42 protein-coding genes are annotated in these 25,644 nt (G+C 32.5%); 41 read left to right on the top strand and 1 reads right to left on the bottom strand.

From position 1 onward, the window contains the following. The 41 genes from BM119_RS11135 to cwlD all read left to right on the top strand — a co-directional run. A partial coding sequence (locus tag BM119_RS11135; protein ID WP_479723133.1) for an EF-Tu C-terminal domain-related protein occupies positions 1-336 on the top strand: 336 nt, incomplete at its 5' end. 606 nt (positions 337-942) lie between these two features. After that, positions 943-1,251 carry a 30S ribosomal protein S10 gene (gene rpsJ / locus BM119_RS11140; RefSeq protein ID WP_090041490.1) on the top strand — a complete coding sequence of 103 codons (309 nt, stop codon included), beginning with the start codon at positions 943-945 and terminating at the stop codon, positions 1,249-1,251. Positions 1,252-1,349: 98 nt separating this feature from the next. Then, the gene (rplC, locus tag BM119_RS11145) at positions 1,350-1,979 is read left to right on the top strand and encodes a 50S ribosomal protein L3 (protein WP_090041491.1); all 630 of its coding nucleotides are present in this window, start codon (positions 1,350-1,352) and stop codon (positions 1,977-1,979) included. Positions 1,980-2,004: 25 nt separating this feature from the next. After that, positions 2,005-2,625 (top strand): 50S ribosomal protein L4, encoded by a 621-nt coding sequence (rplD, locus tag BM119_RS11150; RefSeq protein WP_090041493.1) that lies wholly within the window; start codon positions 2,005-2,007, stop codon positions 2,623-2,625. Beyond that, positions 2,625-2,921, top strand: coding sequence for a 50S ribosomal protein L23 (gene rplW / locus BM119_RS11155; RefSeq protein ID WP_090041494.1), 297 nt, complete (start codon positions 2,625-2,627; stop codon positions 2,919-2,921). Before rplD ends, rplW begins: the two co-directional genes overlap by 1 nt. Positions 2,922-2,989: 68 nt before the next feature. Continuing rightward, positions 2,990-3,823, top strand: coding sequence for a 50S ribosomal protein L2 (rplB, locus tag BM119_RS11160; protein ID WP_090041496.1), 834 nt, complete (start codon positions 2,990-2,992; stop codon positions 3,821-3,823). A 68-nt stretch (positions 3,824-3,891) separates the two neighbouring features. Further along, complete coding sequence (gene rpsS, locus BM119_RS11165) at positions 3,892-4,173, top strand: 30S ribosomal protein S19 (protein ID WP_090041497.1); 282 nt, start codon at positions 3,892-3,894, stop codon at positions 4,171-4,173. Positions 4,174-4,195: 22 nt separating this feature from the next. Then, complete coding sequence (gene rplV / locus BM119_RS11170; protein ID WP_090041499.1) at positions 4,196-4,531, top strand: 50S ribosomal protein L22; 336 nt, start codon at positions 4,196-4,198, stop codon at positions 4,529-4,531. A 19-nt stretch (positions 4,532-4,550) separates the two neighbouring features. Next, the gene (gene rpsC / locus BM119_RS11175) at positions 4,551-5,219 is read left to right on the top strand and encodes a 30S ribosomal protein S3 (protein WP_090041500.1); all 669 of its coding nucleotides are present in this window, start codon (positions 4,551-4,553) and stop codon (positions 5,217-5,219) included. Positions 5,220-5,236: 17 nt separating this feature from the next. Further along, on the top strand, positions 5,237-5,680 hold the full coding sequence (rplP, locus tag BM119_RS11180) for a 50S ribosomal protein L16 (RefSeq protein ID WP_090041502.1): 444 nt from the start codon (positions 5,237-5,239) through the stop codon (positions 5,678-5,680). After that, on the top strand, positions 5,670-5,882 hold the full coding sequence (gene rpmC, locus BM119_RS11185) for a 50S ribosomal protein L29 (protein ID WP_090041504.1): 213 nt from the start codon (positions 5,670-5,672) through the stop codon (positions 5,880-5,882). Before rplP ends, rpmC begins: the two co-directional genes overlap by 11 nt. A gap of 20 nt (positions 5,883-5,902) precedes the next feature. After that, complete coding sequence (rpsQ, locus tag BM119_RS11190; RefSeq protein ID WP_090041506.1) at positions 5,903-6,157, top strand: 30S ribosomal protein S17; 255 nt, start codon at positions 5,903-5,905, stop codon at positions 6,155-6,157. Between the two features lie 28 nt (positions 6,158-6,185). Then, on the top strand, positions 6,186-6,554 hold the full coding sequence (gene rplN, locus BM119_RS11195; protein WP_090041507.1) for a 50S ribosomal protein L14: 369 nt from the start codon (positions 6,186-6,188) through the stop codon (positions 6,552-6,554). Between the two features lie 20 nt (positions 6,555-6,574). Then, the gene (gene rplX, locus BM119_RS11200) at positions 6,575-6,889 is read left to right on the top strand and encodes a 50S ribosomal protein L24 (protein ID WP_090041509.1); all 315 of its coding nucleotides are present in this window, start codon (positions 6,575-6,577) and stop codon (positions 6,887-6,889) included. Positions 6,890-6,911: 22 nt separating this feature from the next. Then, a complete protein-coding gene (gene rplE, locus BM119_RS11205) occupies positions 6,912-7,454 on the top strand; it encodes a 50S ribosomal protein L5 (RefSeq protein WP_090041511.1) in 543 nt (180 codons plus the stop codon). A 15-nt stretch (positions 7,455-7,469) separates the two neighbouring features. Further along, positions 7,470-7,655, top strand: a complete 186-nt coding sequence (locus BM119_RS11210; RefSeq protein WP_090041512.1) for a type Z 30S ribosomal protein S14 — start codon at positions 7,470-7,472, stop codon at positions 7,653-7,655. A gap of 36 nt (positions 7,656-7,691) precedes the next feature. Then, positions 7,692-8,090, top strand: a complete 399-nt coding sequence (rpsH, locus tag BM119_RS11215) for a 30S ribosomal protein S8 (RefSeq protein WP_090041514.1) — start codon at positions 7,692-7,694, stop codon at positions 8,088-8,090. Between the two features lie 97 nt (positions 8,091-8,187). Next, positions 8,188-8,730, top strand: coding sequence for a 50S ribosomal protein L6 (rplF, locus tag BM119_RS11220; RefSeq protein WP_090041515.1), 543 nt, complete (start codon positions 8,188-8,190; stop codon positions 8,728-8,730). Between the two features lie 19 nt (positions 8,731-8,749). Next, positions 8,750-9,112: a 50S ribosomal protein L18 gene (gene rplR / locus BM119_RS11225; protein ID WP_090041517.1), complete on the top strand. Its 363-nt coding sequence runs from the start codon at positions 8,750-8,752 to the stop codon at positions 9,110-9,112. Positions 9,113-9,131: 19 nt separating this feature from the next. Beyond that, the gene (gene rpsE, locus BM119_RS11230) at positions 9,132-9,629 is read left to right on the top strand and encodes a 30S ribosomal protein S5 (protein ID WP_090041519.1); all 498 of its coding nucleotides are present in this window, start codon (positions 9,132-9,134) and stop codon (positions 9,627-9,629) included. A gap of 13 nt (positions 9,630-9,642) precedes the next feature. Then, the gene (rpmD, locus tag BM119_RS11235; RefSeq protein WP_090041520.1) at positions 9,643-9,822 is read left to right on the top strand and encodes a 50S ribosomal protein L30; all 180 of its coding nucleotides are present in this window, start codon (positions 9,643-9,645) and stop codon (positions 9,820-9,822) included. Positions 9,823-9,843: 21 nt separating this feature from the next. Further along, positions 9,844-10,284, top strand: coding sequence for a 50S ribosomal protein L15 (gene rplO, locus BM119_RS11240; protein ID WP_090041522.1), 441 nt, complete (start codon positions 9,844-9,846; stop codon positions 10,282-10,284). Between the two features lies 1 nt (position 10,285). Further along, the gene (secY, locus tag BM119_RS11245) at positions 10,286-11,557 is read left to right on the top strand and encodes a preprotein translocase subunit SecY (protein ID WP_090041524.1); all 1,272 of its coding nucleotides are present in this window, start codon (positions 10,286-10,288) and stop codon (positions 11,555-11,557) included. A gap of 20 nt (positions 11,558-11,577) precedes the next feature. Beyond that, on the top strand, positions 11,578-12,228 hold the full coding sequence (locus tag BM119_RS11250; protein WP_090041526.1) for an adenylate kinase: 651 nt from the start codon (positions 11,578-11,580) through the stop codon (positions 12,226-12,228). Then, a complete protein-coding gene (map, locus tag BM119_RS11255; RefSeq protein WP_090041528.1) occupies positions 12,228-12,977 on the top strand; it encodes a type I methionyl aminopeptidase in 750 nt (249 codons plus the stop codon). Before BM119_RS11250 ends, map begins: the two co-directional genes overlap by 1 nt. 25 nt (positions 12,978-13,002) lie before the next feature. After that, positions 13,003-13,335, top strand: coding sequence for a KOW domain-containing RNA-binding protein (locus BM119_RS11260; protein WP_242948417.1), 333 nt, complete (start codon positions 13,003-13,005; stop codon positions 13,333-13,335). Positions 13,336-13,342: 7 nt separating this feature from the next. After that, complete coding sequence (gene infA, locus BM119_RS11265; RefSeq protein ID WP_090041531.1) at positions 13,343-13,561, top strand: translation initiation factor IF-1; 219 nt, start codon at positions 13,343-13,345, stop codon at positions 13,559-13,561. Between the two features lie 15 nt (positions 13,562-13,576). Continuing rightward, positions 13,577-13,690: a 50S ribosomal protein L36 gene (rpmJ, locus tag BM119_RS11270; RefSeq protein WP_003373491.1), complete on the top strand. Its 114-nt coding sequence runs from the start codon at positions 13,577-13,579 to the stop codon at positions 13,688-13,690. 181 nt (positions 13,691-13,871) lie between these two features. Further along, complete coding sequence (gene rpsM, locus BM119_RS11275) at positions 13,872-14,237, top strand: 30S ribosomal protein S13 (protein ID WP_090041533.1); 366 nt, start codon at positions 13,872-13,874, stop codon at positions 14,235-14,237. A 19-nt stretch (positions 14,238-14,256) separates the two neighbouring features. Then, on the top strand, positions 14,257-14,652 hold the full coding sequence (gene rpsK, locus BM119_RS11280; RefSeq protein ID WP_090041535.1) for a 30S ribosomal protein S11: 396 nt from the start codon (positions 14,257-14,259) through the stop codon (positions 14,650-14,652). A 26-nt stretch (positions 14,653-14,678) separates the two neighbouring features. Further along, positions 14,679-15,299, top strand: coding sequence for a 30S ribosomal protein S4 (gene rpsD / locus BM119_RS11285; RefSeq protein WP_090041536.1), 621 nt, complete (start codon positions 14,679-14,681; stop codon positions 15,297-15,299). A 109-nt stretch (positions 15,300-15,408) separates the two neighbouring features. Next, on the top strand, positions 15,409-16,356 hold the full coding sequence (locus BM119_RS11290; RefSeq protein WP_090041537.1) for a DNA-directed RNA polymerase subunit alpha: 948 nt from the start codon (positions 15,409-15,411) through the stop codon (positions 16,354-16,356). Between the two features lie 12 nt (positions 16,357-16,368). Continuing rightward, on the top strand, positions 16,369-16,710 hold the full coding sequence (rplQ, locus tag BM119_RS11295; protein ID WP_090041539.1) for a 50S ribosomal protein L17: 342 nt from the start codon (positions 16,369-16,371) through the stop codon (positions 16,708-16,710). A 389-nt stretch (positions 16,711-17,099) separates the two neighbouring features. Then, positions 17,100-17,945, top strand: a complete 846-nt coding sequence (locus BM119_RS11300; RefSeq protein WP_090041636.1) for an energy-coupling factor transporter ATPase — start codon at positions 17,100-17,102, stop codon at positions 17,943-17,945. Beyond that, positions 17,930-18,796: an energy-coupling factor transporter ATPase gene (locus tag BM119_RS11305; protein WP_090041540.1), complete on the top strand. Its 867-nt coding sequence runs from the start codon at positions 17,930-17,932 to the stop codon at positions 18,794-18,796. Before BM119_RS11300 ends, BM119_RS11305 begins: the two co-directional genes overlap by 16 nt. Next, on the top strand, positions 18,793-19,590 hold the full coding sequence (locus BM119_RS11310; protein ID WP_090041542.1) for an energy-coupling factor transporter transmembrane component T family protein: 798 nt from the start codon (positions 18,793-18,795) through the stop codon (positions 19,588-19,590). Before BM119_RS11305 ends, BM119_RS11310 begins: the two co-directional genes overlap by 4 nt. A 9-nt stretch (positions 19,591-19,599) precedes the next feature. Beyond that, on the top strand, positions 19,600-20,334 hold the full coding sequence (truA, locus tag BM119_RS11315; RefSeq protein WP_090041543.1) for a tRNA pseudouridine(38-40) synthase TruA: 735 nt from the start codon (positions 19,600-19,602) through the stop codon (positions 20,332-20,334). Positions 20,335-20,487: 153 nt separating this feature from the next. Further along, on the top strand, positions 20,488-20,922 hold the full coding sequence (gene rplM, locus BM119_RS11320; protein ID WP_090041545.1) for a 50S ribosomal protein L13: 435 nt from the start codon (positions 20,488-20,490) through the stop codon (positions 20,920-20,922). Positions 20,923-20,946: 24 nt separating this feature from the next. Next, the gene (rpsI, locus tag BM119_RS11325; protein WP_090041547.1) at positions 20,947-21,339 is read left to right on the top strand and encodes a 30S ribosomal protein S9; all 393 of its coding nucleotides are present in this window, start codon (positions 20,947-20,949) and stop codon (positions 21,337-21,339) included. Positions 21,340-22,165: 826 nt separating this feature from the next. Next, positions 22,166-23,779: a Na/Pi cotransporter family protein gene (locus BM119_RS11330; RefSeq protein ID WP_090041548.1), complete on the top strand. Its 1,614-nt coding sequence runs from the start codon at positions 22,166-22,168 to the stop codon at positions 23,777-23,779. A gap of 131 nt (positions 23,780-23,910) precedes the next feature. After that, positions 23,911-24,630 (top strand): N-acetylmuramoyl-L-alanine amidase CwlD, encoded by a 720-nt coding sequence (gene cwlD / locus BM119_RS11335; RefSeq protein WP_090041551.1) that lies wholly within the window; start codon positions 23,911-23,913, stop codon positions 24,628-24,630. 210 nt (positions 24,631-24,840) lie between these two features. Here cwlD and BM119_RS11340 read toward each other — a convergent pair whose 3' ends face one another. Beyond that, positions 24,841-25,503, bottom strand: a complete 663-nt coding sequence (locus tag BM119_RS11340; RefSeq protein WP_143087320.1) for a DUF3048 C-terminal domain-containing protein — start codon at positions 25,501-25,503, stop codon at positions 24,841-24,843. Between the last annotated feature and the right edge of the window lie 141 nt (positions 25,504-25,644).

Raw genomic sequence — 25,644 nt, forward strand, 5'->3', positions numbered from 1 at the left:
AGAGCAGACATCGAAAGAGGTCAAGTACTAGCAAAAGCTGGATCAATAACTCCACACAAAAAGTTTGTAGGTCAAGTGTACGTACTTAAAAAAGAAGAAGGTGGAAGACATACTCCATTCTTTGATGGATATAGACCACAATTCTACTTTAGAACAACAGACGTTACAGGATCAATAAAATTACCAGATGGAATGGAAATGGTAATGCCTGGAGACCACATAGACATGAACGTTGAGTTAATAACTCAAGTAGCGATGGATGAAGGATTAAGATTCGCTATCAGAGAAGGTGGAAGAACTGTAGGTTCAGGAGTTGTTACTTCAATAGTTGAGTAATAAATATAAAAATATGTATATGTATATAAATTAGTACCGAATTAAACTATCGGGAATTTAAGCTCTAATTATAGGGGAAAGTTTTTATAGCGCAAATAAAAGCTTTCACCTATAAGTGAGAAAAAAGTTTTAGTATACTAAATGTATTTAATATTTAAAAGCGCATTAAATATTAGATAAAGTTTTAAGGTACCTTATTTAAAAAAGCATGGGGGGAAGATTATATTCCTTTCATGCTTTTTTTGCATATAAGTATTTACAAAATTTATATATTGAAATTGGATAAAAAAAAATATATAATAAAAAAAGTATTATCTAATTACGGGTTAAAAAACTTTTAAATATACAATTAATAAAAAAGTGTTGAAAAAAAAATAAAAGCATAGTATAATGAAATAGTTGTGAAGCTATAACAGTGATGAGACAAGAGGTTGCCGAACTTACGGGGAATTCTTGTTGAGCATGTCAGGATCTTAGAATCCGACGTCGGGAATTCTAAATACTGTTAAAGGTTGTTCTAAAACATGAAACACCTGGAGCAGTTTATAGAACGTCCGCTGTTGTGCGTAAATAAGTAAAGCGTACATGAAAAGGAGGGAATAAAGCATGTCAAAACAAAAAATAAGAATAAGACTAAAGGCTTTTGATCACACAATATTAGATCAATCAGCTGAAAAAATAGTTGAAACTGCTAAATCAACAGGAGCAAAGGTATCAGGACCAGTTCCTCTACCAACAGAAAAAGATATAATTACTATATTAAGAGCTCCTCATAAGTACAAGGATTCAAGAGAGCAGTTCGAAATAAGAACTCATAAAAGATTAATAGACATAGTTAATCCATCACCAAAAACTGTTGATGCATTAATGAGATTAGATCTACCATCAGGAGTAGACATAGAGATAAAGTTATAAAACGTACATAAGGTGTACGCGTAATAGATAACTATTACGAACTATTATGATTTCCTCTAAGAGGGGTAGTCCGCTAATATGTTTAGGAGGTGCAGGTAATGAAAAAAGCTATATTAGGTAAAAAAGTTGGAATGACTCAAATATTCAACGAAAACGGAAAAATTGTTCCTGTAACAGTTGTAGAGGCAGGTCCATGTGTTGTTCTTCAAAAGAAGACAATAGAAAATGATGGATATGAAGCAATCCAAGTTGGATACGGAGAAATAAGAGAAAAGTTAGTTAACAAGCCAAGACAAGGTCATTTTAATAAGGCTGGTGTAACTTTCAAGAGATATATAAGAGAGTTAAGATTAGAAAGCATAGAAGGATATGAAGTAGGTCAAGAGTTAAATGCTGACTTATTCCAAGCTGGAGAGAAAGTTGATATAACTGGAACTTCAAAAGGAAAAGGCTTTGCTGGAGTTATAAAAAGATGGAATTTCAGCAGAGGACCAATGTCTCATGGTTCTAAGTATCATAGAGGTGTAGGTTCAATGGGAGCTTCTTCAGATCCATCAAGAACTTTCAAAAACAAAAAAATGCCAGGACACATGGGAGCTGTTAGAAAAACAGTTATTAACCTAGAAGTTGTTAAGGTAATGCCTGAAAAGAATGTAATATTAATAAAGGGCGGAATACCAGGACCAAATAAGGGTCTAGTAATAATTAGAAATAGCATTAAAGCTTAAATTTTTGTAGAAAGGAGGATGCAGAATGCCAAAGGTAGGATTATTTAATACAGAAGCAAAACAAGTAAGTGAGATAGAATTATCAGAGGTAGTATTTGGAGCAGAGGTTAAAACTCATGTAATGCACCAAGTAGTAGTAGCTCTTTTAGCTAATAAGAGACAAGGAACTCAATCAGCTAAGACAAGATCAGAAGTTTCTGGAGGCGGAGTAAAGCCTTGGAGACAAAAGGGAACAGGTAGAGCAAGACAAGGATCTATAAGAGCTCCACAATGGATACATGGAGGAATTGTTTTCGCTCCAAAGCCAAGAGACTATAGAATGTCAATACCTAAGAGCATGAGAAAGGTTGCTATGAAATCTGCTTTAACAAGCTTAGTTCAAGACAACCAATTAGTAGTTCTTGAGAGTCTAGAAATAGAAGCTCCAAAAACTAAAACAATGATTAATATTTTAAACGCTTTTGAAGCTAAAAAAACATTAATAATTACAGCAGAGTCTAATGAGAATATATTTAAATCAGTAAGAAACATTGAAGGTGTTGAGGTTATGCCTGCAAACAACATAAATGTTTATGATTTATTAAAATTCCCAAAAGTGATGATAACTAAGGACGCTGTATCTAAGATTGAGGAGGTGTACGCATAATGAAGTTAACTAGCCATGATATAATAAGAAAACCAGTTATAACTGAAAAGTCTATGGCTGCAATGGCAGAAAAGAAATATACTTTCATCGTACACAGCAGTGCAAACAAAGTTCAAATAAAGAGAGCTGTTGAAGAAGTATTTGGTGTTAAAGTTGAAGATGTTAAAACTATTAACATGTTAGGAAAGACTAAAAGAGTCGGCGTACATGTTGGTAAAAGAGCAGACTTAAAAAAAGCTGTTGTTAAGCTAACTACAGAAAGCAATGCAATAGAGTTCTTTGAGGGAATGCAATAATTAACATAAAATAAATAAAGCAAGTATTGGCGTTAAGGCCAGAAAAGCTGAAAAAGGAGGGAATTTAAATGGCAGTTAAGACGTTTAGACCTATTACACCATCAAGAAGAAACATGACTATGTCAACTTTTGAGGAGATAACTACTAGCACACCAGAAAAATCTCTTTTAGTTTCTTTAAAGAAAAACGGTGGTAGAAACGCACAAGGAAAAATAACTGTTAGACACCAAGGTGGTGGAGCTAAGAGAAAATATAGACTAATAGATTTCAAGAGAAATAAGGATGGAGTTCCTGCAAAGGTTGCTTCAATAGAGTATGATCCAAACAGAACAGCATATATAGCTTTAGTTGTATACACTGATGGAGATAAGAGATACATAATCGCTCCAGTTGGATTAAAAGTTGGGGATGTAGTAGTATCTGGAGTAGATGCTGATATAAAACCAGGTAATGCTCTACCATTGAGAAACATACCAGTAGGTTCAGTTGTTCATAATGTAGAGTTAGCACCAGGAAAAGGCGCTCAGTTAGTAAGAGCAGCAGGTTCTTCAGCTCAATTAATGGCTAAAGAAGGAAAATATGCTACTTTAAGATTACCATCTGGCGAAATGAGATATGTAAGAATTGAGTGTAGAGCTACAATAGGAACAGTTTCTAACTTAACTAACGATATAGTTAATATCGGTAAAGCAGGTAGAAAAAGACATATGGGAGTAAGACCAACCGTAAGAGGATCTGTAATGAACCCATGTGACCATCCACACGGAGGTGGAGAAGGTAAGAGTCCAGTAGGAAGACCGAGTCCAGTAACTCCTTGGGGTAAACCTGCTCTTGGATATAAGACTAGAAAGACTAAGAAATATTCTGATAGATTAATAATAAAGAAAAGAAACGGTAGATAGTTAACGAAGAGAATCTAGAATTCTCTTCTGACACTAACCTTAAAGTTGTATGAAGGGAGGCCAATTGCATGAGTAGATCATTAAAAAAAGGACCATTCGTCCATGAAAGTCTTTTAAACAAAATTAATGAAATGAATAAAAATGGTGAAAAGAAGGTTATAAAAACTTGGTCAAGAAGTTCAACAATCTTTCCACAAATGATAGGCCATACAATAGCTGTTCATGATGGAAGAAAACATGTTCCAGTCTACGTAGTAGAGGACATGGTTGGACATAAATTTGGAGAGTTTGTATTAACAAGAACCTACAGAGGACACGTTAATAGCGAAAAAACTTCAAAGAGAAAATAACCTTGGAAAGGAGGAAACATAAATGGAAGCTAAAGCTGTAGCTAAATATATAAGAATGTCTCCAATGAAAGTTGGAGTGGTACTAGACTTAATAAGAGGTAAGAACGTTAACGAAGCTTTTGCTATACTTAAATATACTCCAAAAGATGCTGCTGAAGTATTATATAAGTTATTAAAGTCAGCTGTAGCAAATGCTGAAAACAACAACAACTTAGATCCAGCAAGATTAGTTGTTGCTGAAGCACATGTAGGTCCAGCACCAATATTAAAAAGATTTAGACCACGTGCTCAAGGTAGAGCATATAGAATAAATAAAAGAACTAGTCATATAACACTAGTTGTAAAAGAAATAGCTTAATAAGAAGGAGGTATACACAGTGGGTCAAAAAGTTAATCCTCACGGACTAAGAGTTGGCGTTATCAAAGGTTGGAATTCAAAATGGTACGCTGATAAAGACAAATTTGCAGATTACTTAGTAGAAGACAATAAGATTAGAGAATTCGTAAAGAAGAGATTATACTCTGCTGGAATATCTAAGATTGAAATAGAAAGAGCTGCAAAAAAAGTTAAATTAAACATATTCACTGCTAAACCAGGTGTTGTAATCGGAAGAGGTGGATCAGGAATAGAGGCTCTAAAGAAAGAGTTAAGTAAAATAATCACTAATGGACACATATTAATAAATATAGTTGAAGTTAGAAACGCAGAAGGCGACGCTCAATTAATGGCCGAAAATATAGCTGCTCAATTAGAAAAGAGAATATCTTTTAGAAGAGCTATGAAACAAACTATTCAAAGATCAATGAAAAACGGCGTTAAAGGTGTTAAAACTGCATGTTCTGGAAGATTAGGTGGAGCTGAAATCGCAAGAACAGAGCAATACCATGAAGGAACAATTCCACTACAAACTTTAAGAGCTGACATAGATTATGGATTTGCTGAGGCAGATACAACTTATGGTAAAATCGGAGTTAAAGTTTGGGTCTATAGAGGCGAAGTTCTTCCAACAAAAAAAGTTGCGAAGGATGTAGAAGTTAACGCGTAAGAAAGGAGGAATTAATTATGTTAATGCCTAAGAGAGTAAAGCATCGTAAGGTACAACGTGGTAGAATGAAGGGTAAAGCTACTAGAGGTAACTTTATCGCATACGGAGATTACGCTATACAGGCAACAGAATGTGGCTGGTTAACAAGCAACCAAATAGAAGCTGCCAGAATAGCTATAAATAGATATATAAAAAGAGGAGGAAAGCTTTGGATAAAGGTTTTCCCAGATAAGCCAGTTACTCAAAAGCCAGCTGAAACTCGTATGGGTTCAGGTAAAGGTTCACCAGAGTATTGGGTAGCAGTAATTAAACCAGGTAGAGTTATATTTGAATTATCTGGAGTTAATGAAGAAATAGCTAGAGAAGCTATGAGACTTGCTTCACATAAACTTCCTGTAAAGACTAAGTTCGTTACAAGAAGAGACTTTGAAAAAATGGGTGGTGAAAATAATGAAGGCTAGAGAGTTAAAAGAATTAAGAACAAACAGCCCTCAAGATTTAAAGGCAAAGCTAAACGATCTTAAGGCTGAGCTATTCAACTTAAGATTCCAATTAGCTACTGGCCAATTAGAGAATCCAATGAGAATTAAAGAAGTTAAAAAATCTATTGCCCAAATAAAAACTATAATTAGAGAAGAAGAGCTAAGAGTTTTCGAGCAGTAATCTGAAGGGAGGTATAGCCGGTGGAAAGAGCAAATAGAAAAAGTAGAATCGGAAAAGTTGTTTCAGATAAAATGGATAAGACAGTAGTAGTAGCTGTTGAAACAAAAGTTCGTCATCCCCTATATGGAAAGACAATAAACAGAACTACAAAGTTCAAAGCTCATGATGAAAATAATGAAGCTAAAATGAACGATAAAGTATTAATAATGGAAACTAAGCCATTATCTAAAGATAAGAGATGGAGATTAGTTGAAATAGTTGAAAAGGCTAAGTAGTCTTTAAAGCTGAAGGGAGGATATCGGTATGATTCAACAACAAACCAAGCTAAAGGTTGCAGATAATTCAGGTGCTAAAGAAATTATGTGCATAAGAGTACTAGGTGGATCCAAGAGAAAATATGGAAACATCGGTGATATAATAGTTGCCAGCGTTAAAAGTGCAACACCAGGCGGAGTTGTTAAAAAAGGTGACGTTGTTAAGGCTGTTATAGTTAGATCAGTTAAAGGTTTAGGAAGAGCAGATGGTTCTTACATCAGATTTGATGAGAATGCAGCAGTTATAATAAAAGACGACAAGCAACCAAGAGGAACTCGTATCTTCGGACCAGTTGCAAGGGAGCTAAGAGATAAAGAGTTTACAAAAATATTATCGCTAGCACCTGAAGTTCTATAAGATAAGGAGGTGTCTAAATAATGAAAGTTCATGTAAGAAAGAATGACACGGTTATGGTTATATCTGGAAAAGATAAAGGAAAAACTGGTGAAGTTTTAGCAGTAACGCCTAAAGCAGGAAAAGTTCTTGTGAAAGACGTTAATGTAGTAACTAAACATAAAAAACCTAGCAGAGCAAACATGGAAGGCGGAATCGTTAAAGAGGAAGCATCTATAAATAGTTCTAAGGTAATGTTATATTGCACAAAATGCAAAAATGTTACAAGAATAAACCATAAATTATTAGAAGACGGAGCAAAGGTAAGAGTTTGCAAGAAATGTGGAGAAACATTCTAATATTTGAAAGGAGGTATACTCAATGATCGCAAGACTACAAGAAAAGTATAACAAAGAAGTAGTTCCAGCAATGATGGAAAAGTTCGGATACAAGAATATAATGCAAGTCCCAGGACTTGATAAGATAATAATAAACATGGGAGTTGGAGAGGCTAAAGACAATCCAAAAACTTTAGAAGCTGCAGTTTCAGATCTTCAGTTAATAGCAGGACAAAAGCCTGTATTAACTAGAGCTAAAAACTCTGTTGCCAACTTCAAGATAAGAGAAAACATGGCTATAGGATGTAAGGTAACTCTAAGAAAGAACCAAATGTATGAGTTCGCTGATAAGTTCATGAACATAGCACTACCAAGAGTTAGAGATTTTAGAGGAGTATCAGCTAAGTCTTTCGATGGTAGAGGAAACTACGCATTAGGAATAAAAGAACAACTAATATTCCCAGAAATCGAATATGATAAGATAGATAAAGTTAGAGGAATGGATATAATCTTTGTAACAAATGCAGAGACTGACGAGGAAGCTAGAGAATTACTAAGATTCCTTGGAATGCCATTTGCTCAATAATAAGGAGGGGAAATTGTGGCACGTAAGGCTTTAATAGAGAAGTGGAACAAAACACCTAAATATGCGAGTAGAGCATACACAAGATGTAGATTATGTGGAAGACCACACGCTGTTTTAAGAAAGTTTGGAGTTTGCCGTATATGCTTTAGAGAATTAGCTTACAAAGGTGAAATACCTGGATGTAGAAAGGCAAGCTGGTAATATATTGTTATTGGATAAAGAAAGGAGGCACATAACATGGTTTTAACAGATCCTATCGCAGATTTGCTAACACGTATAAGAAATGCAAATGCTGTAAGACACGAAGTAGTAGAAGTTCCTTCTTCAAATGTTAAGAAGGCTATAGCAAATATATTATTACAAGAAGGATATATAAAAGAGATAGAGGATTATTCAGATGGAGTAGTTCCTATGTTAAGATTAACTCTTAAGTACGGTGCTAACAAAGAAAGAGTTATAACTGGATTAAAGAGAATATCTAAGCCAGGATTAAGAGTTTATTGCCAAAAGGAAGAAACTCCTAAGGTATTAAACGGATTAGGAGTAGCCGTAATATCTACTTCTAAAGGAATAGTTACTGACAGAGAAGCTAGAAAGCTTGGAGTTGGTGGAGAAGTTATCTGTTACGTATGGTAATTTAATCATAATGTAAGATTGAAAGTTAGTAGTAGTTGAATATAGATTAGCGTGATATAGATATCCGCATAGAACAAGGAATGCAGGAGGTGCTATTATGTCAAGAATTGGTAGATTACCAGTAGCCATTCCTAATGGTGTAACAGTTACAGTAACACCAGACAACGTTGTTACAGTAAAAGGACCAAAGGGAGAATTAACAAAGGCTATGTGTAACGAAATGAACATAGTTGTTGAAGACAATCAAGTTGTTGTTACAAGACCTAGTGATAACAAGAATCATAGATCATTACATGGTTTAACAAGATCACTAGTAAATAATATGGTTATTGGAGTAACTGAAGGATACCAAAAGACTTTAGAACTTGTTGGAGTTGGTTATAGAGCTCAATTACAAGGTAAGAAGTTAGTTATGAACCTTGGATACTCTCATCCAGTTGAAGTAGAAGCAGTTGAAGGAGTTAATTTTGAAGTTCCAGCAACTACACAAGTTGTAGTAAAAGGAATAGATAAAGAGAAAGTTGGAGCTGTTGCTGCTGATATAAGAAAATGGAGAAAGCCAGAGCCATATAAGGGCAAGGGAATTAAATACGCTGGTGAGGTAATCAGACGTAAGGAAGGTAAGACTGGTAAGAAGTAATAGAAAGGAGTGAATCTAGATGATAAAGAAGCAAGATAAAAAAGAGCAAAGAACTAGACGTCATTTAAGAGTTCGTAAAAAAGTTTCTGGTACAGCTGAAAGACCAAGACTATGTGTATACAGAAGTGAAAAGCACATATACGTTCAAATAATAGACGATGTATCTAGAAAAACTTTAGTTGCTGCTTCTAGCTTAGACAAAGAATTCACTGGTAAGTTAGGTGGAAACAAAGAAGCTGCTAAATTAGTAGGAGAATTAATTGCTAAAAAAGCTTTAGATAATGGCATAAAGAACGTTGTATTCGACAGAGGTGGATACATATACCATGGAAGAATACAAGAACTTGCTGCTGGTGCAAGAGAAGCAGGTTTAGAATTCTAATTTATAAGGAGGGAATGCAATGAGAGTCGATCCTAGCACTCTAGATCTTAAAGAAAAAGTTGTACACATAAATAGAGTTACTAAGGTTGTTAAGGGTGGTAGAAACTTCAGATTCAGCGCTTTAGTCGTTGTTGGTGACGAGAACGGACACGTTGGCGTTGGAATCGGTAAGTCTATAGAGATCCCTGAAGCAATAAGAAAAGGCATCGAAGATGCAAAGAAGAACCTAGTTAAGGTTGAATTAGTTGGAACAACTGTTCCTCATCAAATATATGGTAAATTCGGAACTGGTACGGTATTAATAATGCCTGCAAGTGAAGGTACTGGAGTTATCGCTGGAGGACCTGCAAGAGCAGTTCTTGAGCTAGCTGGATTAAAGGACGTTAGAGCTAAATCTCTAGGTTCAAACAATCCAAGAAACATGGTTAATGCTACTATCAACGGATTAGCAAGTCTTAGAACAGCTGAGCAAATAGCTAAGCTAAGAGGCAAGTCTGTTGAAGAAATTTTAGGTTAAGGAGGGATTTGCCTTGGCTAAAATAAAGGTTACTTTAGTAAAAAGCTTAATAGGTAGAAAAAAGGATCATATTGCTACGGTAAACGCACTAGGATTAAAGAAAATAAATAATTCTAGATTACATGAGGGAACACCTCAAGTAATGGGTATGATCAAAAAAGTTGAATACTTATTAAAAGTAGAAGAAGCTTAATAAAGAGGAGGTGTAAGTAGCATGAGACTTCATGATTTAAAACCAGCAGAAGGAAGCAGAAAAGCTCCTAAGAGACTTGGTAGAGGAACTGGATCAGGAACAGGAAGAAATGCTGGAAAAGGTGAAAATGGTCAAAACGCTAGATCAGGTGGCGGAGTAAGACCAGGTTTTGAAGGTGGTCAGATGCCATTATTCAGAAGACTTCCTAAAAGAGGATTTACAAACATATTTGCAAAACAATATGTTGCTATAAATGTTGACAGATTAAATGTATTTGAGGACGGAACTGTTGTTACTCCTGAATTATTACTAGAAAGAAGAGTAGTAAGTAAGGTGCTAGATGGAGTTAAGATATTAGGAAACGGAAATCTAGAAAAAAAATTAACAGTTAAGGCTACAAAGTTCTCAAAATCTGCAGCTGAGAAAATAGAAACAGCTGGAGGAAAAGTCGAGGTGGTATAAAATGCTATCAACCCTACGAAATGCTTGGAAGGTTAAAGACTTAAGAAAAAGAATTTTATACACCATATTTTTAGTAGCAATTTTCAGGATAGGAAACTTTATTCCTGTTCCTGGAATTGATGCTTCAAAACTACAAAATCTTAATCAAGAGGGTAGTTTGCTTAATTTTTATGATTTGATGGCAGGAGGGGCATTCAGTAGATTCAGTATCTTTGCATTAGCAGTTGGACCATACATAAATGCCTCTATTATAATGCAACTTTTAACAATGGCAATTCCTAGTTTAGAGCAATTGTCTAAGGAAGGCGAAGAAGGAAGAAAGAAAATACAAAATATCACTAGATATTTAGCTATTCCACTTTCAATCTTCATGGCTTATGGTTCATATGCACTAATAAATAGCGGCTCTGGAGCTGTTAGAAATCCGTCTCCAATGAGTGCTTTATTGGTTATAGTTCCATTAGTCGCAGCCACAACATTCCTTACGTGGTTAGCAGATCAAATCACGGTTAAAGGAATAGGAAATGGTGTATCGTTAATAATATTTGTAAATATTATTTCTAGATTTCCTACATTAGTTTATCAAATCACAGGGATGAAAGATGTAGATGTAGTTGCAGTTGCGCTTTTAGTTGTCATTTCATTATTGTTATTATTATCAGTAATAATAATGACTTTATCAGAAAGAAGAATACCTGTTCAATATGCTGGTAAAGCTATAGGAAACAAAAATTATAGTGGTCAATCAACTCATATCCCAATAGGAATGAATGGATCAGCTGTTATAGCTATAATATTTGCATTATCAGTAATGCAGTTTCCTCCAACTATAGCACAATTTTTCCCAGGATCAGGTTTTGCTAACTGGGTAAATACAAGTACATTTAGTATATTTAAACAAAATACTATTATATACATTGTAGCATATGCTATATTAGTTATATTTTTTACATGGTTCTATTCACAGGTAACATTTAAGCCTGAAGAAATGGCTGAAAATATGCATAAATCTGCAGGGTTTATACCAGGAATAAGACCAGGTGATCCTACTGCTAGGTTCATAGAAAAAGTATTAGACAGAATATCTGTTTTGGGAGGATCATATGCAGCTATAATTGCAGTATTCCCAATCATTTTAAGTACGTACACACCTTTTACAGGATTTCAGTTCGGTGGAACTATGCTTCTAATATTGGTAAGTGTATCGCTTGACACAATGAGACAAATAGAGTCACAGTTAGTAATGCGTCATTATCAAGGATTTCTTAAATAGTAAAATTGGAGATGATGCCGGTGAAAATTATATTATTAGGGCCTCCAGGTGCAGGAAAAGGTACTCAGGCTAAATCAATAAGTAGTAAATATGATATACCTCATATATCAACAGGTGATATCTTTAGAAAAAACATTACGGAGAAAACTCCCCTTGGTGTTGAAGCTAAAAGATACATGGATAATGGACAGTTAGTTCCAGATTCTTTAACAATAGATCTTGTTAAAGATAGATTATCACATGAAGATTGTAAAGGTGGATTTTTACTTGATGGTTTCCCAAGAACAGTTAATCAAGCAGAAGCTTTGAAAAACTTTCTAAGAAACAATGGAGAAAATATAGACTGTGCTTTATTAATAGATGTTCCTAGAGATTTCATATTAGATAGAATGACAGGAAGAAGAGTTTGTCCAGCTTGTGGAGCTAGTTATCACATAAAATTCAATCCTCCAACTAATGAAGGAAAATGTGATTTATGTGGTCAGGATGTAATACAACGTAAGGATGATAATGAGGCTACTGTCAATGAAAGATTAGAGGTTTATGAAAATCAAACACAACCTTTAATCGAATACTATGAAAAAGAGAATTTACTTAAAGTAGTTCAAGGAACAAAGGCTATTAATGAAGTTTTTGAAAGTATATGTTCTATCCTAGGGAGCATTAAGTAATGATTTATATAAAAAACAGTCAAGAAATTGATTATATGAGGGAAGCAGGTAGAATTGTTGGAGAAACTCTTCTAATGCTTAAAGATATTATTAAGCCAGGAATAACTACTGCTGAGATAGATAAAATTGCAGAAGAATTTATAACTAAGCAAGGAGCAAAACCTTCTTTTAAAGGTTATGGTGGTTTTCCAGCTACATTATGCATAAGCATCAATGATCAAGTAGTTCATGGCATACCAGGAAAAACTGTTCTTAAGGATGGTGACATAGTAACATTAGACTGTGGAGCACTTATTAACGGCTTTCATGGAGATGCAGCTAGAACATATGCAGTAGGAAATATTTCTGATGAAGCAGCAAAGCTTATTAAAGTTACTGAAGAAAGTTTCTTTAAAGGTATAGAAAAGGCTGTTATAGGAAATAGATTAACTGATATATCTCATGAAATTCAAGAATATGTTGAAGCTAATGGTTTTTCAGTTGTTAGGGATTTTGTAGGTCATGGTATAGGAAAAAGCCTACACGAAGATCCTGAAGTACCTAACTTTGGAAGACCAGGAAGAGGACCTAAGTTAGTTGAAGGATTGGTATTGGCTATAGAACCTATGGTTAACATAGGTGGTTTTCATGTTAGAACTAAGCAAGATGGATGGACAGTAGTAACTGCTGATGGAAGTTTATCAGCTCAGTATGAAAACACTGTAGTTATAACACCAGATGGTCCAGAGATATTAACATTAGTGAAATAGGTAATGCTGCTTAGTTATAAATTCAATGTGTGTAAATTATACACATGAATTTATGGCTAGGGTAATCATAGAGGTGAATAATTTGCAAGACAATGGCTTAAAAGGCACAATTGTGATTTCTAACGCAGGAAGAGACAAAAGTAATTATTACATTGTCATAGAGCAAATAAATGAGAACTACGTGTTACTTGCTGACGGAAGACTTAAGACAGTAAAGAAGCCTAAGAGAAAAAAGCTTAAGCATTTAGTTATTACAAATGAGGTTGCTTTGAATTTGAAAGAGGCTTTAATGTCTAATAATAATGAATTAGACATTATGATAAGAAAGTTTTTAAAGGCATTGTTGAAGGAGGTTTGATTACCTTATGTCAAAAGATGATGTTATAGAGATGCAAGGTACAGTTTTAGAGACTTTACCTAATGCAACATTTCAGGTAGAATTAGAAAGTGGTCATAAGATATTAGCTCATATATCAGGAAAGTTAAGAATGAACTTCATAAGAATAATTCCAGGAGATAAGGTAACTGTGGAATTATCTCCATATGACCTAACTCGTGGAAGAATTACTTGGAGAGCAAAGTAATAAGGAGGGTTAGCTATGAAAGTAAGACCGTCAGTTAAGCCTATTTGCGAAAAGTGCAAAGTTATAAAGAGAAAAGGAAGAGTAATGGTTATCTGTGAAAATCCTAAGCACAAGCAAAAACAAGGCTAACATTATAAAAAATAAAGTTATTAAACTTTAGGTGCGGCTGCCAATAGTATTTAACCATACTATTGGGACCTAAAGTTTCATATAAATTTTTCTATAATAATTTGTAGAAAATGAACATAAAGAAATTTTTATTTCACACATGTTTTAAGTGTAATTCAATCATCAGGAGGTGTAAGTTGTAATGGCAAGAATATCAGGTGTTGACCTACCAAGAGAAAAAAGAGTTGAAATAGGTCTAACATATATATTTGGTATAGGACTACCAACTTCTAAAGAAATCCTTAAGGCTACAGGAGTAAATCCTGATACAAGAGTTAAGGATTTATCTGAAGAAGAAGTTAATGCTATAAGAGATTATGTTAAGAACTTAAAAGTTGAGGGAGATCTTAGAAGAGATGTTGCTCTTAATATAAAGAGATTAATAGAAATCGGATGCTATAGAGGAATAAGACATAGAAGAGGTCTTCCAGTAAGAGGTCAAAAGACTAAGACTAATGCTAGAACAAGAAAAGGCCCTAAGAAAACTATGGCTAATAAGAAGAAGTAATAAGTAAGGAGGGAATGTAATGGCAGCTCAAAAAGTTAAAAAGACTAGAAGAAGAAAAGAAAGAAAGAATGTTGAGCACGGAGCAGCTCATATTCAGTCAACTTTCAATAACAGTATCGTTACCTTAACTGATACAGCAGGAAATGCTTTATCTTGGGCAAGTGCTGGTGGATTAGGATTCAAAGGTTCAAGAAAGAGTACTCCATTTGCAGCTCAAATGGCAGCCGAAACTGCAGCTAAAGCAGCTATGGAACATGGCTTAAAGAGTGTTGAAGTATATGTTAAAGGACCTGGTTCAGGTAGAGAAGCAGCTATAAGATCATTACAAGCTGCTGGATTAGAGGTTACTCTAATAAAAGACGTTACTCCAATACCACACAATGGTTGTAGACCACCAAAGAGAAGAAGAGTGTAATTTAGTTTAATAGGAGGTGTAATTTTATGGCAAGATATACTGGCGCTACCTGCAGACTTTGCAGAAGAGAAGGCATGAAGCTATTCTTAAAAGGCGATAGATGTTATACAGATAAATGTGCATTTGCTAGAAGAAGCTATGCACCAGGACAACACGGACAAAGTAGAAAGAAAATATCTAACTACGGAACACAATTAAGAGAAAAACAAAAAGCTAAGAGAATTTACGGTGTTTTAGAAGGTCAATTCAGAACTTACTATGAAAAGGCTGAAAAGATGAGAGGAATCACTGGTGAAAACTTATTAAAGCTTTTAGAATTAAGATTAGACAACGTAACATATAGATTAGGATACGGAAATTCTAGAGTTGAAGCTAGACAATTAGTTACTCACGGACATTTCTTAGTAAACGGAAAGAAAGTTGATATTCCTTCATACAAGGTATCAGCTAATGATGTTATAACTGTATGTGAAAAGAGTAAATCAAAGGAAAAGTTTAAGGTATTTGCTGAAAATCCTAAGACTTTACCAAAATGGTTACAATCTAACCCAGAAAACTTCGAAGGTAAGGTTATATCAGAACCAACTAGAGAAGATATAGATGTACCAGTAAATGAAACTCTAATTGTTGAGTTATACAGCAAGTAATAGTTTATAGAATTTGTTTTAGGTAGATTTGTTCTACCTAAGCAAATTTATAGAATCAGTTGCCCTCATAATAAGGTTGCCATTTTTTAATTTTAAGGAGGGTTTATAAATGTTAGAAATAGAAAAGCCAAAAATAGAATGTGTTGAAGTTAGCGAAGATGGGACTTATGGAAAGTTTGCAGTAGATCCTCTAGAAAGAGGTTATGGAATAACTTTAGGAAACTCTTTAAGAAGAATATTATTATCATCTTTACCAGGAGTAGCAGTTACTTCTATAAAGATTGATGGTGTATTACATGAGTTTTCAACAGTTAATGGTGTTAAGGAAGATGTTACAGAATTAGTACTTAACATTAAAACTCTTGCATTAAGAATGACAGGAGAAGGTCCAAAAACTATTTATATAGATGCACAAGGACCTTGTGAGGTTACAGGCGCAGATATAAAAACTGATGGAGATATTGAAGTTGTTAACAAAGATCTACATATAGCCACTTTAGATGAAGGTGCTAAGTTATATATGGAAATAACAGTTAACAGAGGTAGAGGATATGTTTCTCAAACTAAAAATAAAACTGAGAATCTTCCATTAGCTGCAATTCCAGTAGATTCTATTTACACACCAGTTAAAAGAGTTAATTTTACTGTTGATAACACAAGAGTAGGTCAGATAACTGACTATGATAAATTAACTTTAGAGGTGTGGACTAACGGAACAATTAAAATAGAAGAAGCTATAAGTTTATCGGCTAAAATCTTAATAGAACACTTTAAACTGTTCTTAACATTAACAGACAATGCTGATGACGTTGAGATAATGATAGAAAAAGAAGAAGACAAAAAAGAGAAAGTACTAGAAATGACAATCGAAGAGCTTGATTTATCAGTTAGATCATATAACTGTTTAAAGAGAGCAGGTATCAACTCAGTTCAAGAGCTTGCTCAAAGATCTATGGATGATATGATGAAGGTTAGAAATTTAGGAAAAAAATCTCTTGAAGAAGTAGAAAAAAAGCTTAAAGATCTTGGTTTAAGCCTAAGATTAAACGAAGAGTAAGGAGGTAAAGTCATGGCAGTTCAACGTAAACTAGGTCGTCCAACTGACCAAAGAAGAGCTATGCTTAGAAGTCTTGTTACTGGTTTCTTAAAGCATGGAAAAATAGAAACTACTGAGGCGAGAGCTAAAGAAACAAGAAGAATAGCTGAAAAAATGATAACTCTTGCAAAGGCTGGAGATCTTCATTCAAGAAGACAAGTACTTGCTTTCGTTACAGAAGAGAGTGTAGTAACTGACTTATTTGAGAACATAGCTCCAAAATATGCTGAGAGAAATGGTGGATACACTAGAATGTATAAGGTGGGTCCAAGAAGAGGAGATGCAGCTGAAGTAGTTATACTTGAATTAGTATAATTTATACTAGGTATGCATTATAAGGGGATTAAGTTTAACTTAGTCCCCGTTTTAATAGAAGTATAATTTTCGAATATTGTTGTAATAGATAACAAAGTTTTTTATAATAAGATAAGTAGTAGAAAAAAGTCATGAAAAGGATTTATGGCTAGTTTCTAGTACTTATCTTTTTAGTCGTATCTAGTATATTCTAATTCTTAAAATTAATTTTAAGAATTTAGTCTAAAAATTTAATTACACATCTTATATAAATTTGTTGATTAGTGTCTAAATAGAACGTTACAGTTGGTAGCCATCAGATAAAAGTATTTAGATTAAATACTATGAGAATAGAACAGATATTGATTATTAAATAATTCTTAGATTTAACTAGGGAGGATTCGTTAATGATGAAGGATAAAATGATTTTTTGTGATAACCTTACATATAAGTACACTAATCACCAAGATGGAGAAGAAAAATTGGCTATAGATGGTGTTGATTTAGAAATAAATCAAGGTGAATTTGTTGTTGTATTAGGTCACAATGGCTCAGGAAAGTCAACTATAGCAAAGCATATGAATGCGTTATTGTTGCCTACAGAAGGTAAAATGTACATAGACAAAATGGATAGTTCTGATATAAAAAACTTATGGAATATTAGAAGTACAGCTGGAATGGTTTTTCAAAATCCAGATAATCAATTGGTAGCAACAATAGTCGAAGAAGATGTAGCTTTTGGACCAGAAAACTTAGGCGTTGAGCCAAAGGAAATAAGACAGAGGGTAGATAACAGCTTAAAAAGAGTTGGAATGTATGAATATAGAAAACATGCACCCCATTTGCTCTCAGGTGGTCAGAAACAAAGAGTAGCTATAGCTGGCATATTAGCAATGATGCCTAAATGTATTGTCTTAGATGAGCCAACAGCTATGTTAGATCCTCTAGGAAGAAAGGAAGTTATAGATACAGTAAAAGAGTTGAATGATGAATTTGGAATAACAATAGTACTTATAACTCACTACATGGAAGAAGCAATCAAAGCTGACAGGGTTATAGTAATGGATAACGGAAAGGTTATATTAGAGGGAACTCCTAAGGAGGTATTTAGTCAAGTACCACTTATGAAAAAAATAGGATTAGATGTTCCTCAGGTAACAGAACTTGCATATGAATTAAATAAGGTTGGATTAAATGTAAGTAAAGAAATATTAAGTATAGATGAGATGGTGAATGCGTTATGTCAATTAAAGTAGAGAATTTAACACAAGTTTATATGCCTAAAACTCCTTTTGAGAAAGTAGCTCTAGATAATGTTTCAGTTGAATTTAAAGATGGTGAATTTGTAGCAATAATCGGGCATACTGGTTCAGGTAAGTCAACATTAATACAACATCTAAATGGATTATTAAAACCATCATCGGGTAATATTATTGTTGATGGTAAAAATATTCTAGATAAGAATGTAAAGTTAAGTAGTATAAGAAAAATGGTTGGTCTTGTATTTCAGTATTCAGAGTATCAGCTATTTGAGGAGACCATAGAAAAAGATATAGAGTTTGGACCAAGGAATTTAGGATTAACTGATAGTGAAATAACTGTTAGAGTAAAAAAAGCTATGAAAATAGTTGGACTTGACTACGAGACTTTTAAAGATAAATCACCATTTGAATTAAGTGGTGGTCAGAAAAGGAGAGTTGCAATTGCAGGAGTAGTTGCTATGGAACCTAAGGTTTTAATATTAGATGAACCTACAGCTGGATTAGATCCCAAAGGAAGAGATGAGATATTATATCAGATAAAACAGCTACATAAAGAATATGGAATGACAATAATTTTAGTATCCCATAGTATGGAGGATGTAGCAAAGGTTGCTGATAGAATCCTTGTTATGGCAAATGGTAAAATTATACTTGATGGAAAACCACAACAGGTATTTAAGGAAATAGATACACTTGAAAAAGTTGGTCTTGCAGCTCCACAAGTTACATATTTAGTTAAAGCTCTTAAAGAGAAGGGTATACCTATATCAGATGAGATATTTACAATAGAAGAGGCTAAAAAAGAGCTTATAAAATATTTTACTAAGGGGGCCATAATCAAATGATTAAAGATATAACCATAGGACAATATGTTCCAGGTGATTCATTTATACATAAATTAGACCCTAGAACAAAAATAATAACTGCATTATTATTTATAATACAGTTATTTTTAATAAAAAACTTTTTTGGTTATATATTTGTTGTAGGATTTTTAGCAACAGTAGTATATGTGGCTAAATTATCCCCAAAATATTTATATAATGGATTAAAACCTGTATTTATGTTAATAATAATAACTGCATTATTGAATATTTTTATGATAGAAGGAGATAAACTTATCTTCCAATGGAAATTCATAAAGATATATGAAGAGGGTGTTAGGACTGCACTATTTATGATTCTAAGATTAATATTTTTAATTGCTGGATCATCATTACTAACATTAACTACATCACCTATTGAATTAACAGATGGAATAGAAAAGCTTCTTAATCCCTTTAAAAAAATAGGGGTTCCAGCTCATGAACTTGCTATGATGATGACCATAGCTTTAAGATTCATACCTACTTTAATGGATGAAACAGACAAAATAATGAAGGCGCAAATGGCAAGAGGTGCTGATTTTGAAAGTGGTAATCTTATAAAAAAGGCTAAAAGTTTAATTCCATTACTAGTACCATTATTTATATCTTCCTTTAGAAGAGCAGAAGAATTAGCTATGGCAATGGAAGCAAGATGCTATAGAGGGGGAAGTGGTAGAACAAGAATGAAACAATTAAGTATGGAATCAAGGGATGCTGTTGGATTTGGAGCATATTTTATATTTGCAGCTGCATCTATATTTATAAAGATATAGGGTGGACTAATGAAAAATATAAAACTTATAATAGAATATGATGGAACAAATTATTCAGGTTGGCAAAAACAAAAAAATGCCAATACAGTTCAAGCTGAAATAGAAAAAGCTATAAAAAAAACAACAGGTGAAGAGGTAGATCTTATAGGGTGTAGTAGAACAGATAAGGGTGTTCATGCAACTAATTATGTTGCTAGTTTTAACATTGAATCAACTATACCTGGAGATAGATTTACTTATATAATAAATAATAAATTGCCTAAGGATATAGTTATTATATCATCTCAGGAAGCAGAGAGTGATTTTCATGCAAGGTATAGTTGTACAGGTAAAACATATTGCTATACTATTTTAAATAGACGGGTACCGTCAGCTATATATAGAAATTGTAGTTACCTTGTTAAAGAGAAATTGGATGTGGATAGAATGGCTGAAGCGTGCAATTACTTTAAAGGTACTCATGATTTTGAGGCATTTAGAACATTGGGAAGCTCTGTTAAAACTACAGTAAGAACAATATATGAAGTGAAAATTGAAAAACAAGACGAGTTTATAAAGATATATGTATCTGGTGATGGATTTCTATACAATATGGTTAGAATAATGGTTGGAGTTTTAATAAGAGTAGGAAGAGGAAAATTAGAGCCAGAAGATGTTAAAAAAATTATTGATAGTAAGGATAGAAACAAAGCAGGGAAGGTAATGCCCCCAATGGGATTGAAACTTGAAAATGTATTTTATTAAATTTAAAGAAATACATTGACACACCCGGCTAAATGTAATATAATAAGTTTGTTTTTAAAGTGTATCATAGTGTAAAAGATCCAGTGCCCCGGATCTTGACATATATGGAAAACTGGGTTAAAACCTAATGATCAGTTCAGGGAGGTAAATAGGATGAAATCATACATCGCAAAGCAACAAGAAGTTGAAAGAAAATGGTATGTAGTTGATGCTGCTGGTAAGCCACTAGGAAGAGTAGCTAGCCAGGTTGCTTCAATATTAAGAGGAAAAAATAAACCAACATTTACACCAAATGTTGATACGGGAGATTTCGTTATAGTTATAAACGCTGAGCAAGTTGTTTTAACTGGTAAGAAATTAGACCAAAAATTCATGAGAAAACATTCATTTTATCCAGGTGGATTAAAAGAGACTCCATATAGAGAAGTTCTTGAAAAGAAACCTGAATTCGCATTTGAAGAAGCAGTAAGAAGAATGCTTCCAACAGGTGTTTTAGGAAGAAAAATGTTAAAGAAATTAAAAGTTTATAGAGGCGCTAACCACGAGCACGCAGCTCAAAATCCAGAAGTACTTGAGTTAAAGTACTAAGAGTAACTGGGAGGAGGAATATAAATGGCTAAGGTTCAGTATATGGCAACAGGTAGAAGAAAAAAATCTGTAGCTAGAGTAAGATTAGTACCAGGACAAGGAAATGTAAAAATAAATAACAGAGATATTGAAAACTATTTTGGATTAGAAACTCTAAGACTAATAGTTAACCAACCATTAAACTTAACAGGAACTAAAGAAAAGTTTGACGTTTTAGTTAACGTAAATGGTGGTGGATTCACAGGTCAAGCTGGAGCTATAAGACACGGAATAACAAGAGCTTTAGTAATGGCTGATGAGAGCTTAAAGGCAGAATTAAAGAAAGCCGGATTCTTAACAAGAGACCCAAGAATGACAGAAAGAAAGAAATACGGTCTTAAGAAAGCAAGAAGAGCTCCTCAATTCTCAAAGAGATAATATTTCAAGAGAGGCATTGCCTCTCTTTTATTTTTATAAAAAATTTGAAAGATTATATTATTGTTACACAATGTATCAATCTAAAAGTAGTTTAAATATTAATACTATTGTTCTAAATTATAAGTTTATAGGGCATTAATTTTAGAAAATAAACATTAGGCTATATAATAAAAATATTTAATTATAATATAATTTAAATTATATTTCTGAAATTGTGGCGATAGCCATTTTTTTATGTTTTAAACTAAGGAAAATGTATCATTAAAAATCATATAGATTATATTAAATAATTCTTAGTTTATCAAAAACTATATTAATATAGAATTTTACTAAATAAAGAAATTAATAAATAGAATTATAAAACATTTACTATGTGGGATTTAATTAGGTTTCAAAGGATAAAATACAAAGGGTAAAAGAAACTCTTTAATTCCATTTAATAGAAAATAAGACAAAAGAAAACTTTATTTTGCATTTTGTAATCTTAACTTGTTAGTTAGGAGACCACAAAAATATTAATTAGTTATAGTTAAAATTTATAGTTTGAAATAATATATATTTTTCATCAATTAAGCTTATTTTTATAATAAACAATACTTTAAGGAGTAAATATCGTTTATTAAACCAAAAATATTCTATAGAGAATAATATATTGTATATAGTTAAAAAATACATAATATCATTAAATTAACAAATATATAATAGCTTTATACGTTCTATATTAAGATTAGGTTAAAAATATATTTAATAACTTAACATTTATAAAATAATTAGGTAATATAGATAGTGGTCAAATTGAATTTTTCTTAAGATGGAGGAGTATAGTTTGGATACTTTTAATATGATTATTGGGTTAGTTGGAGGATTAGGTTTATTCTTATATGGAATGAAGCTAATGGGCGATGGACTTGAAAATGTTGCTGGTGAAAAATTAAAAATTATATTAGAAAAAGTAACATCTAATAGAATAATGGCTGTTTTAGTTGGAGCGGCTGTTACAGCAATTATTCAAAGTAGTAGTGCAACCACTGTTATGGTTGTTGGTTTTGTTAATGCAGGACTAATGAATTTAGCTCAAGCAGCTGGTGTTATAATAGGTGCTAATATAGGTACTACAGTAACGGCACAATTAGTTGCATTTAATTTAGAAGATATAGCACCAATTTTTATAGCAGTAGGTGCTGCAGTAATAATGTTTTCTAAAAACAAGAAGAAAAGAGATTTTGGAAATATAGTATTAGGATTCGGTATATTATTTTTAGGACTTGGAAACATGTCTCATGCAATGGAGCCTATGCAAAATTCTCCTATGTTTAGAGAGTTTGTTTTAATGATAGGTGACAATTGGGTTCTTGGAATTATAACAGGTTTAGCAATGACAGCAGTACTTCAGAGTTCATCTGCAACTACTGGAATACTAATAGCGTTGGCATCCACTGGAGCAATAAACATGACAGTAGCACTTCCTGTTATTTTTGGATGTAACATAGGAACTTGTGTAACTGCACTTATATCAAGTATAGGTACAAATAAGACCGCTAGAAAAGCAGCACTTATACATTTAATATTTAATATTAGTGGAACAATTATTTTCTTACCACTTATGAGACCGTTAATTCATTTAGTTGAAAGCGTAAGCCCAGGAGATATAACTAGACAAGTAGCTAATGCTCATACAGTATTTAATATAACTAACACAATAGTTATGGTACCACTTATAAATTATTTGATTATAATAGTTAATAAGTTAATACCTGGAGATAGTGAAGTTGAAAAGATTGGAGCTACTTACTTAGATGATAGATTATTAGAAACTCCAGTTATAGCAAGTGGTCAGGTTATAAAAGAAACTATAAGAATGGCAAATAAGTCAAAAGAAAATTTAGAAATAGCAATGAGAGCATTTACAGATAATAATGAAGATCTTATAAAAAAGGTTTATGAAAATGAAAAAATAATAAATGCTTTGGAATATGATATAACAAATTATCTTGTAAAACTTTCTAAGAGTGAGTTATCAGATAAAGAAAGAGGAATAGTAGCTTCTACATTCCATATAGTTAACGATATAGAAAGAATTGGAGATCATGCTAAAAATATTGCAGAGCTTAGTTTAGAGAAGATATCTAAAAATGTAAAGTATACTAAAGATGCAGATGGTGAAACTAAGCATATATTTGATTACACGTTAAATTCTTTAACATTAGCTATAGAAAGCTATGAGACAGGTGATAAAATTAAGGCAGAATCATTAATAGCTGTAGAGGCTAGAATTGATGTTCTTGAAAAGGAATTAAGAGAGAATCACATAAAGAGATTAAATGATGGTATGTGTAATGCAGTAGCAGGAGCTATATATTTAGATTTAATAAGTAACTTTGAAAGAATAGGCGACCATGCAATGAATATAGGTGAGGTTGTATTAAATAAATATAAATAACATAAAAGTCTTGAGATATTTCTCAGGGCTTTTTTCTGTTTGAACTTATATTTTATAAGAAAATGAGCAAAATAGAAATATGTGCAGTTAAATTACAGCTACTAAAATTTAATTGTTAGGAGGAAATAGATGTGAAAATATATAGACTAAAATTTGAAGTTATATTTATATTTATTATATATTTAGTAACTACACTATTATTTTTTGAAAATACAAACGCAATAGCAACAGAGGAAAAGGCATTAGAATCTAAAAATAAAGTTATACTAATTGATCCTGGACATGGAGGATTTGATGGTGGTGCTGTATCTAAAAGTGGAACCGTTGAAAAAGGAATAAATCTTGATATTGCTAGTAAGTTAAAAACACAATTAGAGAATGAAGGTTATACTGTACATATGACTAGAGAGGAAGATATAAGTCTAGATAAAGGAAGTGGAGCTGTAAAAAATCGAAAAGTTCAGGATTTAAATAAAAGATGTGAGTTAAAAAAAGAAACACAATGTGATATGTTTCTAAGTATTCATTTAAATATGTTTACAAAACCAAATTCTAGAGGTGCACAGGTTTGGTATTCTGGTTTTCCTGAAAGTAAGAAATTGGCAGAAGAAATTCAGTTAAGTTTTAAACAAAATCTTGCTGAAGATAATAATCGACAACCTAAACCAGCTTTGAGTCAGTATAAAATATTAAGAGACAAATATGAAGCACCATGTCTTATAATAGAATGTGGATTTTTATCAAATCCACAAGAAGAAAAGTTACTTAAGTCGGATGAATATCAAGATAAAATAGCAGAAGCTATAACAAAAGGTGTAAAAAGCTACTATAATACATCAAATAAAGAATAATTCCTGGGAAATAACAATAAATAGGAAGTAATATCTTACTTATTGTTATTTTAAGTGATAATTTCCCAAAAATAATAGACCAGTATTATTCTCTATTTTGCATAAGACTTCATCGTCAAAAGTCATCCATAGTACTACTATGAATGACTTTTAACTTTTTTTATTATATTGAATATACCTTAAATATATGACATATTACTTTTAGATGCCTTAGTTATATATTATAGAGGTGTTTTTGTTTGTTATTAACCACCAAGTCTTACCATTAAGGAGCGATATGTCATTTCCATTTTTATCATAAAATCTAATTGGGGGAATCTCATTATCCCATTTAATTTCAATAAATTTTCCACCTTGAAATAATAAAGCATTTCCTTTTCCAACAGTATGATTATTTGGAAATTCTTCATCACACATTTGAATTAGTATGTTAGATACTTTTAAATAAGAGTTATTAGACAAATCAATAAATGGTTCTTTGTTTTTATAGTAAAAATATTCACCATTTTTATATATAAAATTTGTTGAAATATTTCCATTAAATGAAACAAAGATAGAATTGGCTTTATTAGCTGAAGCCTTTTCTAGGTCATTTAAGTCTAAAATTTTAAATCTAGGTAAATCAAAAGTGTTGTTAAGTTTTATGCTTTTATTATAGCTAGACTCTTTGTCCATAGGTGTTTCAACAAGTGATTTGTATATATGATTAAAGTTATAATCCATGTATTCATAGATTAAAGTGGAATTATTTAGTCCACTTAGTGACTTAGGATCATAATCATCTACATAAGTATACTCTACTAAATTATGTGATGAAATGCTAGATTTATCATTATTTAATTCATTATTAGATTTATTGGTGTAATTTGACAAAAATAGTCTAATTACAGTGAAACATAGGACTAACAACAATATACTAAGAGAATAATGAACTATAGATTTAGAAAAAAATGAATGATTTTTAATCACAATATTCACCTCGCTATTAAATATAAATTGGACTTTTTAAGTGAT

The organism is Clostridium frigidicarnis (assembly GCF_900111985.1).
In the GTDB taxonomy this organism is placed as follows: Bacteria; Bacillota; Clostridia; order Clostridiales; family Clostridiaceae; genus Clostridium_Z; species Clostridium_Z frigidicarnis.